We start from the raw sequence: 18,019 nt of genomic DNA on the forward strand, positions 1-18,019 counted from the left end.
TAAATTATGTCTAAGAAAAGGTGTCAGGTATCAGGTAGCAGGTATTAGGTTAAATTCCAACTGACGTTACGCACTCATTTATATGTTAAGTTTTAATAGGTGTCAGGTGTCGGGTGTCAGGCACTTTACCGTTTTAGGTTTAATGAAAATGATTGAAGTAAAAAGTTATCGAGATTTAGCGGTTTGGCAAAAATCAATGGATTTGGTAGTGAATTGTTATCAATTAACTTCTCAATTTCCCAAAACTGAAATTTATGGGTTAAGTAGTCAAATACAAAGAGCCTCTGTTTCAATTCCAGCCAATATTGCAGAAGGAAAAGGAAGAAATTATTTGGGTGATTATATTCGTCATCTTTCCATTGCTAATGGTTCACTCAAAGAACTAGAAACTCATTTGTTGATTGTTGAACGATTAGAATATATTGAATAGGAAGAATTACAAATCCTCTTAAACAAATGTGAAGAAATTGGCAGAATGTTACATAGTTTAATCGAAAAACTAAGTCAAAAGAAAAAATAGTGAATTTTTTTGATTTTTAAACCTAAAACCTGACACCTGACACCTTCTGCATAATATTATCAAAACCGATTATAAAATATGAGAGCGACGGGCGCTGAACGAGATTATATTCCCTGTGCCATTGCATTAGGTAGTAATTTAGGCAAAAGTATAGAAATTTTAAATCAAGCTGTAAAAATAATTGAATTAACTCCAGAAATTAACTTAATAAATTGTTCACAATGGTATCAAACTAAACCCGTAGGACCGCCACAACCGGATTATTTAAACGGTTGTGTTACTATAAATACATCTTTTTCACCACTAGAATTATTAGATTTTTTGCTCAATATTGAAACAAAATTTGGTAGAGAAAGGAAAGAAAAATGGGGAGCAAGAACTTTGGATATGGATATAATTTTTTATGGTAATTCAATCATTAATTTACCTCAGTTAAAGATACCACATCCTTTGATGAGAGAGCGAACTTTTGTGTTAATTCCTTTAGCTGAAATTGCGCCTAATTGGATCGATCCTGTTACTAATTTAACTGTTCAAGAATTATTAAAAAACATTCTTTTACCTGTAGTGTAGAGCCTTTTGATTGTCAATAGAATTATCCCACAATTAGGATTTTTGCACCGTGGAACAGGCATCTTGCCTGTATGTGTATTAGACTAGCGCCCTTCACCGCCGTGCAATAAATTTCACGGCTACCGTAATGCCGTTTAATAAATTAAACTCTTTCATTAATTAGGGGTTGCTGAAAAAGTATTTTGGTGAAGGGAGGTGTCAGGTGTCGGGTGTCAGGTGTCAGGTGAAATACTTATAAATTAAAGAGTTAAGCCAAATAGTTATTTTTCATTCGGATACCAGAAATACAGATTTTTTGGAGAAAGAAGATTATTTTTGGCACGTTTTTAAATTTTATTGTGCTTAAAAACCTTTATTTAAAAAGGATTTCGATTTATTCAGCAAACCCTAATCATTCATTATCTATTATCAATTATCAATGGTCCATTGTCCATTACTTTTGTAACCACAAACTAACAGCATCGGCAATGGCTTGAGCTAACTTTTCTTGCTCATTCGGGTTAATAATCCATTCAAACTCATCAGGATTAATCATGAAACCTAATTCTAATAATACACTAGGCGCAGAGTGAGGACGAGTGAGGGCAAGATTATTCCAGAATACACCATAAGAAGGACGATCCAGATTTTCCGTTAAATAGTTATGTAAAAATACCGCCAAATCGTGCGCTTGGGGATGATACCAAAACATCCCGATACCTTGGGTTTTTTCAGCATCACCATTATCGGGTAAAGCGTTATAGTGAATGGATAAAGCGAGAGTTGGTTTAGTGTCTCTAATCATAGCAACTCGCTCACCCAGCGCCCTCCCCTCGTCTTTATCACGGGTTAAAATAACCTTAGCGCCCTTCCCCTGTAATTTTTCAGCAATTAACTTAGACACTACCAGATTAACTTCCTTTTCAGTATAACCATTAGGTCCCACAGCGCCCGATTCCGTGCCACCATGACCAGCATCAAGTAAAATAGTAGCACCCTGTAAAGAATTAGATGTTAAACGGGGGGGATAATTAAGACTCAAAATTAATTGATTACCCTCATAGCGCACATCATAACCCCACTGCTGAGAATCTTTGAAGTGAAAAGTATAATCAATGCGTGTGGGTGTCACCTGTTGCCAATCCAAACGGCGAATCAACGGGTTATCATCAAGACGAATGGTATCGGTTTGAGCAATGGTATTATGTAACGACAGGATAAATCGATCATCCTCTTGTTTAATGGTAATCGGTACAGGGTTAGTGAGGGGGAAAATCATCTCCATACCCCGATTATTGCCACGATAACCCACACTGCGGATAGTAGCGAGGGGGGGTACAGTGGTAGGCAAAGTTTGCGTCTCATTGGCACGAATCCAGCCACCATAATCAAGGCGTAACCATTCCCCTTCTTTCCCCGTCACTTGCGCCTTTGTGCCTTGGGGAAGGGGTGTCAAACGAGAATGATTGGTACTCGCACCGGTGCGCGCTACCCCTTCTGGTACACTAACAGCGATAACGGGTAATTGTGAGGGATTAAGGGTAGTAATTTTGCCCACTTGATTTTGCACGATGGTTTTGCCTTCGTAACTCATCGTCATGACGGGATTTTCGTTATTTGTAACGGTGGTGCAACCCTGAAATTTTGCCCAATTTTGAGCATTGATGATATTTGGCTCGTTATTAGCGGTTAAAATGCCACTATTAGGCGGTAAGGTGACAATGTCTCTCGTTGGGGTCAAATTTAGGGTTTTTTGGCTTAATTCTACCTTCACGGTGGCAGTGGCAGGGGCGCTGGTGTGAAAACATACCAATTCATTGGGTAATCTTGCCAAGTCCACGTTAGGATAAATTAAATTTGGCGACAATGTCTCTAACTCTTCTGCTTTTGGTGTGTTGGCAATACGAGTAATTATTTTAGTGATACTTTGATTGTTGGTACGAATAGTGAAGTTATTTTGACCAATTTGTAAAGGGAAACTAGGGGCAAAAAAGCCTTGTTTTGAGGTGTTGATTTCCTGTCCGTTAATTAATACTTTTGTTCCCGCCGTAGTTGAACCAATGAAAAAAAGGCGAGGGGCGCTGGTTTGATGGTTGTCGGGGGGGTAAACTATTTTTAAACTCTGATTTTGTGCCACGGCGGAGGGCGCTGGATACCAAAAGTTATGAGTAATTACCCCCAAGATTACCAAAAATAATAAACTATTTATAAATAATTTTTTAGACATTCTAAAATGAAGTATTTTTGCCTTTAGTATCAACAAATTTAAAAATTTTGATAGCTTCTGTATCTTTATTTCCTAAGTTTAAATCTGGCAATTTTGGCTCTTGCTTTTCTTCTTTTTTAACTACTGTGTCAGGTTTTTTTTCTATTTTTGTTTGATTTGCAGAAGTTTTCAAGTCAGGGTTAGGGGTTTTTAATTCAGGGTGAAGGGTTTTTGAATCGGGGTGGAGGGCGCTGGTATCACTGCCAGTAAATAAATCATTTAATTCTTTTTTAACTGCTTCTGTCAACTGAGCATTAAAGCCAATTATTTTTTTTAATTCTTGAGCTTTCTGTAAAAAATCTTGTACTTTTTGTTTCGTTTCAGCTAATTGTTTTTGTTTTTCGATTAACTGCTCTTGTTTTTTTTGTAAGTCTTTAACTTTTTGTGATAAATCCTGATCTATTTTCTCGAAAAAATCGCCAAACTCCATCGGTAGTACCCCGTAAGCATAAATTATGCCTAATTATATATTAAATAGCCAAAAAATCAATAAGTCAAAAGGGCAAAGTACAAAGGGCAAGGGGCAAAGGTAAATTTAATAATAGTCTTAAATTTACTTGATGTCTGATTCGGTAAACCACATCTTGATGAACAGTCAACATTTGTGACATGATCTCAATTAATTAAACCACAGGCTACAAAGTGGTATTCAATCAATTATATATAATTAAAATTAGAACTGTCTATGAGTAATGTCTTAGAAAAAGGGAATATTTCCATTCATACCGAGAATATTTTTCCCATTATCAAAAAATCGCTCTATACTGATCATGAAATTTTCCTAAGGGAATTAATCTCTAACTCTGTAGATGCTATATCTAAAGCAAAAATGGCATCTCTAGCTGGCGAAATTACAGGTGATTTACCCACCCCCCTCATCACCCTAGAAATCGACAAAGAGAAAAAAACCCTCTCTATCTCCGATAACGGTATTGGTATGACAGTGGAAGAAGTGAAAAAATATATCAACCAAGTAGCTTTTTCCAGCGCCGAAGACTTTATTACCAGATACGGCAAAAGCCCTAATGATTTAATCGGGCATTTTGGTTTAGGTTTTTATTCTGCTTTTATGGTAGCTAAACAAGTGGAAATCGACACCTTATCATATCGGGAGGGCGCTACTGCTGTCCATTGGAGTTGTGATGGTTCACCAGAATTTGAATTATCCGAATCAGCGCGCACCACCCCCGGCACTACTATCACTCTTACTATTCTGGATGATGAAACGGAGTATTTAGAAGAAAGTCGCATCAAAAATTTAGTTAAAAAATACTCTGATTTTGTACCCGTTGCCATCGAAATGAAAGGGGAAGCGGTTAACCGCCAAAAAGCGTTATGGAAAGAATCTCCCCAAAATTTAACCGATGAAGATTATTTGGAATTTTATCGCTATCTTTACCCTTTCCAAGAAGACCCGTTATTATGGGTACATCTCAATACTGATTATCCTTTCTTACTCAACGGTATTTTATATTTTCCCAAATTAAAACCCGATGTTGATGTATCCAAAGGGCAAATTAAGTTATTCTGTAATCAGGTATTTGTGAGCGATCATTGTGAAGAAATTATCCCTGAGTTTTTGATGCCATTAAGAGGGGTAATTGATAGCCCTGATATTCCTTTGAATGTATCCCGTAGCGCCCTCACTAATCATCGCACCGTGAGGAGAATTGCTGATTTTATTAGTAAAAAAATTGGCGACCGTCTCAAATCTTTATACAATGAAAACAAAGGAGAATATATCCGTTGTTGGGAAGATGTGGGAACATTTGTGAAATACGGCTCACTACGAGATGAGAAATTCAAGAAACAAGTAGAGGATTTGATTCTTTATCGTACCACTTACCAAGTAGAACAGCCCAAAGTAGAAGTAGAAACAGGGGATGATGCTTGGGCAGATGCTGGTAATAATCAGCCTTTCACTACTTTAAACGAATATTTAGAGCGCAACAAAGAAAAACACGAGAAGCGCGTATTCTATTGCACCAATCCCCAAACCCAAAGCACCTACGTTGATTTGTACAAAAATCAGGGTATTGAGGTGTTATTTATGGATTCTTTCATCGATACCAATTACTTTATTCCGTTTTTGGAGAGAGAATATGACGAGGTGAAATTTTCCCGTGTGGATGCGGAATTAGATGATAGTTTGGTGGCGGAAGATAAAGGCAATGACATTGTTAACCCTGCCACTAATAAAACTCGCGCCGAAGAAATCAAGGAAATGTTTGAGAAGGCAATCAACAAGCCCAAAATTAATGTGAAAACTCAGGCATTGAAAGCGGATGCGAAGGATACACCCCCAGCTATGGTATTGTTACCAGAGGCAATGCGCCGTTTTCAAGAAATGACTGCCATGATGCAACAAAAAGAGGTACAATTCCCCGAAGAGCATCAATTAATCATTAATACGGCGCACCCCCTCATCGAAAATATCTATAATTTGGCGAAGGGCGCTGTTATTCAAGCTGGTGGCGAGTCTCCCACTACGGAAATGGTTAACCTAATGTGTCAACATGTTTATGATTTAGCTTTAATGGCGCAGCGCGCTTTTGATGCGGAAGGAATGACGGCGTTTGTGGAGCGTTCAAATAATGTCTTAACTAAGTTGACAAAACGTTAATTTTATGCTAGTAACAAGGGGTTTAAACCCCTTGTTATGCAAGGTTTTTGCATTCTCAAAATGTCAGTTTCTCAAACTAGCGAATAGTCCGAAATTCGGAGGTTTTTAACTAAAAACTAATCAATTATTAGAAAATATTACTCCCCTCTCCTATGCAGGGCGTTTTCATTCTCAAAAATGTTAGTTTCTCAAACTAGCCAATAATCTGAAATTCAGAGGTTTTTAACTACTAATAAATCAATTAATAGTAAAAAATCCTCCTGTCTCCCTGAATCTCCCCCCTTTTTAAGGGGGGTTGGGGGGGATCATCCTTATATTGTCTTCTTGTCAAAAACAAATCAATTTTGATCCTGACTTTGAAAACACCCTGCTATGGGAGAAGGGTTGGGGGTGAGGGCAAAGCGTTTTGATACCAATTTTGCCCCAAAAATCATACAATTTTTTCGCGCTGTTAAACCGTGACTAATTCAGGTTTCGGTAAAGGCTTATTCTTTTCTTGATAGTCTTCAATTAACAACTCTAAAACTTCTTGACCATTTTTCAAGGCTTCTTCGTATGTATTGCCATGGGTATGAGCATAAGGACCAAATTCAGGTAAGCTAACAATGTATTTTTGATCATCGTCAAACCATTGAATAAGAATACTATATTTATGATTCATTAATTTACTCCTTGACATTTTCTAAATCTTGAAGGGCATTTTTAACATCTTTTTCTTGATAACGACTAGCATTAGCACCATCTTTACCCGAAAGAGTTAAACTATTTTCTAAAAGAGGATGACTCTACACAGTATGACTTCCTTTACCTGAACGATAAGTAAATCCTGCCTTCAGTAACATTGATTTAAGTTCCCTAATTTTTTTAGACACTTGTAGAAATATCTCTATTTTCTTTTCCCATTTTACTTTATCAGGAAATACATTAACAGATACACAGTATGATAAATCTTTGTTGGGTTACGCTTTGCCCTAACCTACAGACTTTATATTTTACAAATGATTGAGGATTGCTATATTATATAGAGTTAAACGAAAAAAATCGAGGGAAGAAAGTTGAGTCGTAATTATTTATTTACCTCCGAGTCAGTAACCGAGGGACATCCAGATAAAATATGTGATCAAATTTCCGATACTATCTTAGACGCTTTACTCACTCAAGATGAATACAGCAGAGTAGCGGCGGAAGTTGTTGTCAATACGGGGTTAGTGCTGATTACGGGGGAAATTTCCTCTAGGGCGCAAGTAAATTATATTGACTTAGCTAGGAAAAAAATTGCTGACATTGGCTATACTGATGCAAATAATGGCTTTTCTGCTAATAGTTGTGCGGTTTTGGTGGCATTGGATCAACAGTCTGCAGATATTGCCCAAGGGGTAAATCAGGCGCAAGAACAACGAGAAGATTTGAGCGATGATGAGTTAGATAAAATCGGCGCGGGAGATCAAGGCTTAATGTTTGGTTTCGCCTGTAATGAAACCCCCGAATTAATGCCTTTACCCATCAGTTTAGCCCATCGGATGTCGCGCCGTTTGGCAATGGTGCGTAAATCTGGACAACTTCCCTATTTAGGTCCAGATGGTAAAACTCAGGTAACTGTTGCCTATGAAAATGATCAGCCTGTGGGTATCGACACGGTTTTAATTTCGACTCAACATCAGGAAGTGGTTAATGGTATTACTGATAATACCAAAATTCAAGCACTTTTGAAAGAAGTAATTTGGGAAAATGTGGTAATTCCTGTTTTTGATGATTTAGACATTAAACCAGATGAAAATACCCGTTTTTTAATTAATCCTACGGGAAAATTTGTCATTGGTGGTCCCCAAGGGGATTCGGGCTTAACTGGTCGTAAAATTATTATTGATACCTACGGCGGTTATTCTCGTCATGGGGGGGGCGCTTTTTCGGGAAAAGACCCCACAAAAGTAGATCGTAGTGCTTCTTATGCTTGTCGTTATGTGGCTAAAAATATTGTGGCGGCAGGTTTGGCTTCTAAGTGTGAGGTGCAGGTAAGTTATGCTATTGGCGTAGCGCACCCCGTCAGTATTTTTATTGAAACTTTTGGGACTTCTACCGTACCTGAAGAAAAATTGTTACCTTTAGTTAAAGCGCACTTCGACTTGCGCCCGGCTGGTATCATTCAAATGTTTGATTTACGCTCTCTGCCGGCTCGGAATAATGGTCGTTTTTATCAGGATGTGGCGGCCTACGGTCATTTTGGTAGAACTGATCTTGATTTACCTTGGGAAAAAACGGATAAAGCCCTATTACTTAAAGAGGAGTTGAGGGCGCTGGTGGTTTAATTTTAGAAAATTTGAGCGGTGGAGGGCGCCCTTCACCGCAGACAAGATTTATAATGGAAAGGAGAAATGGAGAGTAAATAAAGACTATGACCACCACAGCCGATGACGTTTGGAAAATACTGGCAGAATTAGCCATTGAGCAAAAAGAAACAAAAAGACTTTTTCAAGAAACAGATCGTATTCTTAAAGAGCAATCACAAGAGACAGATCGACGTTTTCAAGAGACGGCTCAAAGTTTTCAAGAAACAGAGCGTATTCTTAAAGAAAAATCACAAGAGATGGATCGACGTTTTCGAGAAACAGATCGCCAAATCGGTAAACTCAGTAATCCCTTAGGGGAATTTGTGGAATATCAAGTGCGCCCTTCGGCGGTAAAACTATTTCGTCAACGGAATATTAATGTTCATGAATTGCATCCGGGAGTAACCGTTAAACGTGATAACGGTGGTTTAGAAATTGATTTATTAGTAGTTAATGATACTGAAGTCGTTTTAGTGGAAGTCAAAAGTAAATTAAATCAAAGAGATATAGATGAACATTTAGAGCGTTTAAATAAGTTTAAAAGATTGATGCCTCGTTATCAAGAAATGAGAGCTTATGGGGCGGTGGGCGCTATGATTGTAACCGATGAAGTGGCTAATTATGCCTACCAAAAAGGTTTATTTGTGTTAGCTCAAAATGGTGATAATGTCATCATCACCAATGATGAACAATTTAAACCTAAAACTTGGTAAGTAAAAAGGGCAAAGTTGAAAGGGCAAGGGGCAAAGGTTCAAAAAGGGAAAAGTCCGAAATCTTAATTAATTTGTTCACTCAGGGATTTTTGTTCAGCTTCATGAACAATAGCTTCAAGATTATTAAAAATGATATATGGCAAGGAGGATGCTTTTAAACCTTTGATAATGCGGGAGGGAGTCTGAGGGAAAACCACAAACAGAGGCAGTATTTTTTCAGCAACATCACTAAACATATGGTCTTCCGCTTCTGGCATAATCCATTCATATTCATGGGCGAGGGCGCTTTGGGAGTGGCGCCATCTCAAGAGTAAGTCAGAAAAATCTTCTCCGGGGCGATGAATGAAAATGAGTATTTCTACGCCCATTTTAATTTTCCATTCCGGATCGCACATTAGCACGGCAATATCGCAGGGAATAGATGTTATGTCATCCAGCGCCCCTCCCCCTTGACGGTAGCGCACTTTTGCCAGAGGAAGGGGAATGGTGATAATACTTTCGTTGGCGCGCCTCATACTGGGAATCAAGGACAAATATTGACGATGTTGCCCTAAGAGTGTTACCACTCTTTCTCTGTCGCTATACTCAGCGAGGGCAGTTTCGTAGTCACATTGTTTGATCGACATGATTATTTATCCTCTGCGGTGGAGGGCGCTGGTTTTCTCCATCATAATCATATTTTGTCATGGTGGACAAGGGAGAAGGGGAAGAAGGGGAAGCGGAGGAGGAAAGGGAGGCAGAGGAGGAAAGGGAGGCAGAGGGAGAAGGGGAAGAAGGGGAAGCAGGGGAAGCAGGGGAGGAAAGGGGCGTAGGGGTTGAACAATGTTCAACCCATTATTAATTATTAATTATCAATTGTTCATTGCTAAAATAAGGCTATAGGGGTTTTAATTAGTGCTTTTATGAATTATCCTGTGTTGTCAAACATCACTTTTGCATCTCAATGGACTTTTGTTAATTATCAACCCATTACCATTTCTGGGGAAACTACTTTTCTAGAAGTTATTCGTAAGTTAACCCATGGGGTTGATTGTCTTCTCGTTACCAACTATGACACCAACGATTGTCAACCATTAGGAGTAATCACCACCGAATCAATTATTCAACTCATTGCCACAGGAGTCAATATTTATTCTCTGAGTGCTAAACATTTTTACCAAAATTTATGTTTGATACATACAGAAGAGTTAGATAATATTTTTGCCATTGCTCAAAATCTTTATCAAGGAAAATATCATGTTTATGGAGTTATCAATGAAGAAAATAAGTTTATTGGTATTATCAATGCCAGAAGTTTAATTAAATATATTAAAACTGATTCTATTTACGCAAATATATTAACAAAAGACATTATTAAACCTAATTTATTATTAGTGAATCCAGAAGATACTTTATTCAACGTAGTTGATAAATTTAGTTTAAATGAAGGTAAATATGGCTTTATTTTTAATCACGATTCATCATTTAAAATAGTTACTCCGAGGCAAATAATCAAACTTTTATTAGATTATAACTGGAAAACCCTAGCCATTAAAGATTTAATTTTTCGAGATTTACCCTATTTTTCACCTCACGAAAATCTCCTCAATATTTGTGAAGTTTTATTACATCAAGAAGCAATTTTAATCAATCAAGATGAAAGTTTAAATGAAAAAAATCTTTTTTCTAATCGAGTTTGCCATCTTGGGATTGATCATATTTCAGAACATCTTTGTAATCATCTGACTTTGATAACTCCTCAAGATTTAATAGTTATTTTAACCCCTCTTTGGCAACAAAATTATTTACGGCAACAACAACAAAAATTAGACCACTTAAAAAGCACTGTCAAACAAGAAAAAAAACAGTTTGAACAAGAAAAACTCTTATCAAGTCTTAGTTATCGCATTCGTCAATCCCTTAATTTAGAACAAATTTTACAAAGTACTGTAAATGAAGTACGTTCTTTTTTAGAGTGTGATCGGGTAATCGTGTATCAATTGTATCCCGATGGTGATGGGGTGATTGTGGCAGAATCGGCAGGAGAGGGCGTAATGTCTATTTTAGGGCGTGTGGTGCAAGACCATTGTTTTGCGAAAGATTTTATTAAACCCTACTTAAATGGACGTATTCAAGCCACTGATAACGTTTTTACAGCTAACCTCTCCCCTTGTCATTTGGATTTATTATTAGGGATTCAAGTACAAGCTAATTTAGTTGTACCAATTATTTTTCATGATGGTTTATGGGGTTTGTTGGCGGCACAAAATTCTTTTCATCCTCGACATTGGCAACAAGATGAGTTGGATTTATTGCAAAAATTGGCTTCTCAAGTGGCTATTGCCATTCAGCAGTCGGAATATGCCCAAAAAGCCTTACAAGTGGCAGAATATCAAACTGCCATAGCCAGTTTGGGTAATACTGCGTTGACTACCAATGATTTGGCAACTCTGGAGGAAATGACGGTTAAAATTGTTAGTGAGACTTTGGATATTGACTCCTGTAATATTTTAGAGTTACAACCAAATCAAGCGTCTTTTGTGATGAAAGCTGGTATTGGTTGGCATCAGAAATGGCTAGGGTTGGCAAAAGTTGGCTCGTCTCCCCGTTGGATGCCGGGTTATACCATGAAGGCAAAGCAACCAGTAATTACTGAGGATTTATTGATTGAAACGAGATTTAGTCCTCCTCCTTTTTTACATAATACTGGGGTGAAGGGCGCCCTCCTCACCAATATCGGCAATGATCAGAATTATTTTGGTATCATCGGGGTTTATAGTTCTGGTCATCGTAAGTTTAGCTCAGAAGAGGTAAATTTTTTACAAACGGTGGCTAACGTGTTGGCAACGGCAATGGAGCGCACGAAATCCCAACGGCAACTAGATTACTTTTTTAATTTGTCTCTGGATATGTTTTGTATTGCTGGGGTGGATGGCTCATTTAAACGGGTTAATTCCAGTTTTTCCACTACCTTAGGTTATGGCGAAGCAGAAATGATTAATCAAAATATGCTTTCCTTTGTGCATCCCGACGATGTGGAGATTACTGCCGAGGAATTAGAAAGATTAAGTCGGGGTTTTCCTAGTCAAAATTTTGAAAACCGTTGGCGCACCTCAGAGGGTTATTATCGTTGGTTGGCTTGGAAAAGTTTACCCTACGAGGAAGGCACTATTTACGCTGTAGCACGAGATATTACACTAGCAAAACAAGCGGAAGAGCAGTTGCGGGGGCTTAATGAGGAGTTGGAGATTAGGGTAAAAGATCGTACGGAAGAGTTAGAACAAACCACTACCCAATTAAGAACTTTTGTACAGACGGCTGGAACGGTTTTGGTGGTGTTAAACCAACGTTATCGTATCATGGAATGGAATGAGGAAGCGGAGAAAATTTTTGGTTGGAGTCGAGATTCGGTATTAGGGGAAGATTACTTTCTCTTGTTTGTAGCGCCCTCCGACAGACAAGGTTTGAGGGCGTCTCTTAATCATACCCTCACGGAAGGTCAGGTGCAACGGAATTTAGAAAGTAAAGTCATGGTGGCGGATGGCACGGAAAGAACTTTGTTATGGAATGTTAACCGTTTCACTGATGCCCAAGGGCAAGGTATTGGTATTATCGCCTGTGGGCAAGATATAGAGGAAGTGCGCTTGGCTCAACTGCGCTTAAAGTTAAGTGAAGAAAGATTCCGCAGTATTTTTAATCAGGCGGCAGTAGGTATTTTACAGGTTAGCTTACCCGGTAAATTAGTGTTGGTTAATGATAAATTTAGCCAATTAACTGGTTATTCTCGTCAAGATTTAGCGGAGTTAGATTTTCATGATTTAATTCACCCCGATGATGTGTCTGATACCCTCACGGATTTATCGGAATTATTGGCAAGTCAAAGGGCAACATTTGAGCGCGAGATTAGGATGAGGGGCGCTGATCAAGATTTCCTCTGGATTAATTTAACCATGTCAGTGGTATGGGTTGCTGTTGAGCCTTCTTACTTTATCGCCGTCATTAATGATATAAGTGACCGTAAAGAAGCCGAAGAATCTTTACAAAAAAGTGAATCTCGTTTGAACAGTGTTCTTAGTTCACTACAAGATGTAGTATGGTCAATGTCATTACCTGACATGAATTTGCGCTATATTAACCCAGCTTGTGAAATTTTGTATGGTCATTCTCCACCGTCAATCTTAGCAGACAGAAGGCTTCTATTAGATATGGTAGCGCCCGAATACCGACAATTAGTAGAAAATATTTGGGCAGAAATTTTGGAAAGTTACAAACTGGGCATTTTGCAAAATGAAACCAATAAAAAATGGGAATTAGAGTATAAAATTATTCTTGCTAATGGTCAATCCAGATGGATTCGGGAAAGGTCTCACATCGTTTATGATCGGTATGGGTGCGCCGTAAGTATTGATGGTATTTCCACTGATGTCACTCAGCGCCATGAAGCAGAGGAAAAATTATTTAAGTCATTACAAGAAAAAGAAGTTTTACTCAAAGAAATTCATCACCGAGTGAAAAATAATCTTTACGTCATTTCCGGTTTATTGAATTTACAATCAACCTATGTGGAAGATGAAGCTGTGCGTAATTTATTCCATGATAGTCAAAATCGTATTCAAACTATGGCAGTTATTCACGAACAACTGTATCAATCTGATGACCTTTCGGAGATTAATTTTGCTGATTATATCAAGCGTTTAGTGTCTAATTTATTCTTTTCCTACAATCAAGGAGGCATTAAACCCATTACTAACTTAGAGGAATGTTATCTCAATATTGAAACGGCTATTCCTGCCGGGTTATTGATTAATGAGTTGGTGACGAATGCTTTTAAACACGCTTTTCCAGCAGGGAAAGGGGAAGTAACTATTAATTTAAAAGTGTGTCAACCGAAACATATTTGTTTGGAAGTCAAAGATAACGGTAAAGGATTACCTCCTCAGTTGGATTGGGAAGATAGCCCCTCTTTAGGATTGCGCCTCGTGCGCTTGTTAACTCAACAATTAGATGGAGAAATGACCGTTAATTCTGATGATCATGGTACTTGTTTTTTCTTACAATTTGAACCTTTTAATTAATTAGACCTAAGTTCGATGCAAGAATGCCAGATAAGGACAGGTATCAGGTTGCAGGTTGCAGGTTTCAGGTGAAATGCTTATAAATTAAAAACCTTCGCCAAACACTGACTTTTCATAAATCGAACATTTCTATCAATGATTTTTAGTTAGAGTAGAACATCTAATCTTGGATTTCCATCACCTGAAAAGGTTTGATAAATACTTTGACGATTAAGGTTAGTTTCCTCAGCCAATTTTTCAATACCGCCCATTGCATTAGCAACATCACGAATAGCTAACAAAAAGGCTTCAGTGTTATGGTCATTTTCATAATCTTCTAACGCTATCAGTAAATAAGCCCTTGCTTCTAATGGTGAGGCTAATTTTTCTAAATGCCAATCTTCAAATTTAGTATAAGGTTTCATCTGTTTCTTTCTTGATAATCTTGCCAATAAACTTTTGCTTGATTTATGTCCTTTTGTTGAGTTGATTTATCTCCTCCACACAAAAGTAAAACGATAACATTACTTTCTTTAGCGTAATAAACTCGATAACCGTTGCCAAAAAAAAATCTTAATTCATAGACGCCATCTCCCACAAGTTTACTATCACCAAAATTACCAATGGTAATTTGACGCAACCTATTACGGATTCGTAACTGATAAGATTGGTTTCTTATACCATCATACCATTTGATAAACGGCTGTTTTCCTTCTCTAGTCTGGTAAATTCTAACTTCCATTACTGTAAACTATAGACAAAGGGGCAAATATATGATCAAATCATTTTGTCTCCGCTTTAAGATAAAGTCGAAATTTTACGATCATATTCTGCTTGAGTAATAATGCCATGTTGTAGGGCTTCTTTTAACTTCGTAATTGTTAAACCATGTTTTGATAAATACTTTTCTTTGTTAATTTCTTCTTTGGTTTTTGACTCTAAATTTTCTAGTTTTTCTAAAAATTCTTCCTGAGTAAGAATACCGTCAGCAAAGGCTTTTTCTAAGTTTTTAATTTTACCTTCCATGAGGCAATCAATCTCATAATCATCGAGTTTTAATTGTAGAATAGCTTTCTTACGCTTAAACTCTTCTTCTGTTAAAATGCCACTACTAAAAGCAGACTGTAATTTATTTATTTCTTCTTTTAATTCTAAAAGTACCTGTTTTTGGTTAGGATTAATTGATTCAGAAACAGGATAGTTATTTTTTGGTACTTTGTTAAATTCAACAGAATTGGTTTCACTCACTGATTGAATACGGTTGAGACGACAGGCTTTTTGTAAGTGGTTAATTAGTTCATTTTCTAAGATTAAAGTCCAACCAGCGCCCGTCACCCCAGTCCAAAAACTTAACCCTCCCGTAAAAATAGCCGTAAAACTTGCCCCAGCAATATTTTGAACCCATTTCCCCCGTGAAGTTTCCAAAATCAATTCATCAGCATTAGTATCAGAGATATAAATTTTCAATTTAAAGGCTATATTTGTGCCTAAAAGGGTGCGAATTGTGCCGGTTTTTCGGGCTTGAATTACATAGATTTGATTTTTTAAAATTCCTTCTACTTCGTATTGTCTGCCCTTAAACCATAACAAAGCCTCGTTATAAACTAAGTCTAAATCTCTGTCAGTGCCTAAATGAAAATAGTTCTTTGCCATAACCCCAAAACAATTAAAAATAAAGACTTTTTTAACTAACTATAGTAATTCTATCTGATCCAGAAGTAATCCCTCTTAAAAGGTTTTTCAAAGTGGGTATCAAAATGCTTTACCCTCACCCCCAACCCCTCTCCCATAGGAGAGGGGAGTAATATTTTCTATTTGTAAGTTGAAAACCTATGTAATTTATTTTCTAAAATTTTCAGTGCGGAAATCCACTACTCGACCAATTACCGCTACGGCGGGTGCTTCAAAACCTGTTTTTTCTACTAACTCAATGATATTACTTAATGTACCATATAATTCCTCTTGATCTGGTCTTGTACCCCAACGAATCAAAGCAATAGGGGTGGAGGGCGCTAAATCGGCAGAAAGTAATTGCGGAATAATTTGCTGGAGATTATGAATACCCATATAAATTACGATGGTTTCTGAACCTTGGGCTAGCGCCCTCCAATTCACTTCTGGGCGGTACTTGCCCACGGATTCATGACCTGTTACAAAGGTGACTGAAGAACTATAACCCCGATGGGTGACGGGGATTCCTGCATAGGCAGGGGCGGCAATACCTGAGGTAATACCCGGTATTACTTCTACGGAAATACCAGCTTTAATTAAGTCTGCCATTTCTTCACCGCCTCGACCAAAGACAAAAGGATCACCGCCTTTCAAGCGCACGACAATGGCGTTATCTTGGGCTTTGGCGATCAGAAGTTGAGTAGTTTCGCTTTGCCGTAGGGAATGGCGCCCTTTTCTTTTCCCTGCGTTGATTTTTTCGGCGTGGGGATTAATCATGGCTAAAATTGCTGGACTCACCAAGGCATCATATACTACGACATCCGCTAATTCTAAAATTCCTTTGCCTTTAATGGTTAATAATCCCGGATCGCCGGGTCCTGCACCAACTAAATATACTTTTCCGATCACTGATTTTTCTGCCATGGGCGACGGGCGCTGTTCTTTAAATTGCTTATAATGTTCCTTTTTCTAGCTTAATATTTCTTGACACTAATAGTGGTTAATTTTGACACAATTTTTTTTATTTAAAATAAACCTTTCCAAAAATAGGGCTAGGATTGAAGCCATGAAGGGTTGAATAATATTCAACCCCTACGAGCCTATAAACAATAATTTATGGAGCTATCTAATAGTTTCTACTTTTGAAAGTCGATCCACACTCCTTCCTTTGCTAATGATTGATTAAATCCTTCTAATATTTTCACTAAATCTGTGGCTAATTCCCCACTACCGCAAACGGTGGAGGGCGCTGGGGTGACATTATCCCAAAAAGCATCTAAAACAATTTCTAAGGTATTAAACGGAGCAAAATTAAATGTTTCTTGGTTTTTATTTTCAGGGCAGAAATTATCATTTTCTTCTCTTAAACTAGCAGAATTTAAAGTCAAAATTGATGAAGACATTTCATCAAAAATTAAACTTGCTTTTTCTCCTACTATTGTTAATTTTCTTTGCTTATCATGATTTAACCAACTAACATGAATATCCACCACAAAATTATCAGAATAAATTAATTTCAACCAAGCTACATCAGCAATATTTTCTCTTAAAAAATAATTAGCTTTTGCTTGTAATTTTAAAGGTTTTTGCTCTAAAATGAAATGAAATATTGCTAAATCGTGAATGGCTAAATCCCATATACAGTCAACATCAGAGCGAATAGCATCAAAATGAGTTCGACTAGCGTAACCATATCGAAGATTACCTAATTTACCCTCATTAATTAGCTTTTTACATTGCACAACATAAGGATTAAAGAGATAAGTATGATCAACAAATAATTGTAAATCATGATGTTTAGCTAGTTGAGTTAATTCCAGACATTCAAGGGAATTAGTAGTGAGGGGTTTTTCTGCTAAAACGTGATAGCCAAGATTTAATAAAGCCTTAATTAAATGATAATGGGTAGTGGCAGGAGTGGCAACAATTACTACTTTAATTAAATTATCATGAGTTATATCTTGCCAGTTCTGAAAACAGGGGATTTTTTGCTCATCAAGATGATATTTTTCTCGACATTTTTGCAATTTTAGGGGGCAGGAATCTACCAGCGCCCGTAACACAAACTTAGGGTGATCGAGTAAGAGACGAACATAATTACTACCCCAGCGCCCTCCGCCGATGACTGCTACTCCTAATTTCATCTTGATTCATTGTTGATAACGATTTGAGTCTATCACAATTCGTCAAAAGGGCAAAGGGGAAGCAGAGGAGAAAGGGAGAAAGGGAGAAAGGGAGAAGGGGAGAAAGGGAGGGTTTATAATTCATAATTCATAATTCATAATTCATAATTCATAATTCATAATTCATAATT

The 18,019-nt window shown here is 37.5% G+C and carries 17 protein-coding genes; 7 read left to right on the plus strand and 10 right to left on the minus strand.

Annotation, left to right across the window (positions count from 1 at the left end; all coding sequences use genetic code 11):
- Window positions 1-148: 148 nt before the first annotated feature.
- Both IGQ45_05170 and folK read left to right on the plus strand, forming a co-directional pair.
- Window positions 149-430 carry a four helix bundle protein gene (locus IGQ45_05170; GenBank protein MBF2056612.1) on the plus strand — a complete coding sequence of 94 codons (282 nt, stop codon included), beginning with the start codon at window positions 149-151 and terminating at the stop codon, window positions 428-430.
- Between the two features lie 168 nt (window positions 431-598).
- Window positions 599-1,093: a 2-amino-4-hydroxy-6-hydroxymethyldihydropteridine diphosphokinase gene (folK, locus tag IGQ45_05175; protein ID MBF2056613.1), complete on the plus strand. Its 495-nt coding sequence runs from the start codon at window positions 599-601 to the stop codon at window positions 1,091-1,093.
- A 433-nt stretch (window positions 1,094-1,526) separates the two neighbouring features.
- Here the strand turns inward: folK and IGQ45_05180 are convergent, their stop codons facing one another.
- Complete coding sequence (locus IGQ45_05180; GenBank protein ID MBF2056614.1) at window positions 1,527-3,299, minus strand: N-acetylmuramoyl-L-alanine amidase; 1,773 nt, start codon at window positions 3,297-3,299, stop codon at window positions 1,527-1,529.
- A 1-nt stretch (window position 3,300) separates the two neighbouring features.
- Window positions 3,301-3,768 carry a hypothetical protein gene (locus IGQ45_05185; GenBank protein ID MBF2056615.1) on the minus strand — a complete coding sequence of 156 codons (468 nt, stop codon included), beginning with the start codon at window positions 3,766-3,768 and terminating at the stop codon, window positions 3,301-3,303.
- Between the two features lie 255 nt (window positions 3,769-4,023).
- On the opposite strand from IGQ45_05185, the gene htpG reads away from it, so the two are divergent.
- Window positions 4,024-5,961, plus strand: a complete 1,938-nt coding sequence (gene htpG, locus IGQ45_05190; protein ID MBF2056616.1) for a molecular chaperone HtpG — start codon at window positions 4,024-4,026, stop codon at window positions 5,959-5,961.
- A gap of 451 nt (window positions 5,962-6,412) precedes the next feature.
- Here the strand turns inward: htpG and IGQ45_05195 are convergent, their stop codons facing one another.
- Window positions 6,413-6,622: a type II toxin-antitoxin system HicB family antitoxin gene (locus tag IGQ45_05195; GenBank protein ID MBF2056617.1), complete on the minus strand. Its 210-nt coding sequence runs from the start codon at window positions 6,620-6,622 to the stop codon at window positions 6,413-6,415.
- Window positions 6,623-7,016: 394 nt separating this feature from the next.
- Between IGQ45_05195 and IGQ45_05200 the strand changes: the two genes are divergently transcribed.
- Together IGQ45_05200 and IGQ45_05205 are read left to right on the plus strand one after the other, a co-directional pair.
- Window positions 7,017-8,267 carry a methionine adenosyltransferase gene (locus IGQ45_05200; GenBank protein ID MBF2056618.1) on the plus strand — a complete coding sequence of 417 codons (1,251 nt, stop codon included), beginning with the start codon at window positions 7,017-7,019 and terminating at the stop codon, window positions 8,265-8,267.
- Window positions 8,268-8,353: 86 nt separating this feature from the next.
- A complete protein-coding gene (locus IGQ45_05205; GenBank protein MBF2056619.1) occupies window positions 8,354-9,001 on the plus strand; it encodes a hypothetical protein in 648 nt (215 codons plus the stop codon).
- Window positions 9,002-9,063: 62 nt separating this feature from the next.
- Here IGQ45_05205 and IGQ45_05210 read toward each other — a convergent pair whose 3' ends face one another.
- Entirely contained in the window at window positions 9,064-9,627 is a 564-nt protein-coding gene (locus IGQ45_05210) for a hypothetical protein (GenBank protein ID MBF2056620.1), read from the minus strand.
- 59 nt (window positions 9,628-9,686) lie between these two features.
- Here IGQ45_05210 and IGQ45_05215 point away from each other — a divergent pair, with 59 nt between their 5' ends.
- Window positions 9,687-9,842, plus strand: coding sequence for a hypothetical protein (locus IGQ45_05215; protein ID MBF2056621.1), 156 nt, complete (start codon window positions 9,687-9,689; stop codon window positions 9,840-9,842).
- A gap of 61 nt (window positions 9,843-9,903) precedes the next feature.
- Window positions 9,904-14,055 carry a PAS domain S-box protein gene (locus tag IGQ45_05220; protein ID MBF2056622.1) on the plus strand — a complete coding sequence of 1,384 codons (4,152 nt, stop codon included), beginning with the start codon at window positions 9,904-9,906 and terminating at the stop codon, window positions 14,053-14,055.
- A 146-nt stretch (window positions 14,056-14,201) separates the two neighbouring features.
- Here IGQ45_05220 and IGQ45_05225 read toward each other — a convergent pair whose 3' ends face one another.
- The 6 genes from IGQ45_05225 to IGQ45_05250 all read right to left on the minus strand — a co-directional run bounded on the left by IGQ45_05225 (window position 14,202) and on the right by IGQ45_05250 (window position 17,973).
- Entirely contained in the window at window positions 14,202-14,459 is a 258-nt protein-coding gene (locus IGQ45_05225) for a transcriptional regulator (GenBank protein MBF2056623.1), read from the minus strand.
- A complete protein-coding gene (locus IGQ45_05230; GenBank protein MBF2056624.1) occupies window positions 14,456-14,776 on the minus strand; it encodes a type II toxin-antitoxin system RelE/ParE family toxin in 321 nt (106 codons plus the stop codon). Before IGQ45_05230 ends, IGQ45_05225 begins: the two co-directional genes overlap by 4 nt.
- A 56-nt stretch (window positions 14,777-14,832) precedes the next feature.
- Window positions 14,833-15,687: an SHOCT domain-containing protein gene (locus IGQ45_05235; protein MBF2056625.1), complete on the minus strand. Its 855-nt coding sequence runs from the start codon at window positions 15,685-15,687 to the stop codon at window positions 14,833-14,835.
- 186 nt (window positions 15,688-15,873) lie between these two features.
- On the minus strand, window positions 15,874-16,629 hold the full coding sequence (gene cobA, locus IGQ45_05240) for a uroporphyrinogen-III C-methyltransferase (GenBank protein MBF2056626.1): 756 nt from the start codon (window positions 16,627-16,629) through the stop codon (window positions 15,874-15,876).
- Window positions 16,630-16,841: 212 nt separating this feature from the next.
- The gene (locus tag IGQ45_05245; GenBank protein ID MBF2056627.1) at window positions 16,842-17,849 is read right to left on the minus strand and encodes a Gfo/Idh/MocA family oxidoreductase; all 1,008 of its coding nucleotides are present in this window, start codon (window positions 17,847-17,849) and stop codon (window positions 16,842-16,844) included.
- A complete protein-coding gene (locus IGQ45_05250; protein ID MBF2056628.1) occupies window positions 17,806-17,973 on the minus strand; it encodes a hypothetical protein in 168 nt (55 codons plus the stop codon). The genes IGQ45_05245 and IGQ45_05250 overlap by 44 nt, the downstream gene beginning before the upstream one ends.
- Window positions 17,974-18,019: the final 46 nt, after the last annotated feature.

This window comes from Cyanobacterium sp. T60_A2020_053 (assembly GCA_015272165.1).
GTDB lineage: Bacteria > Cyanobacteriota > Cyanobacteriia > Cyanobacteriales > Cyanobacteriaceae > Cyanobacterium.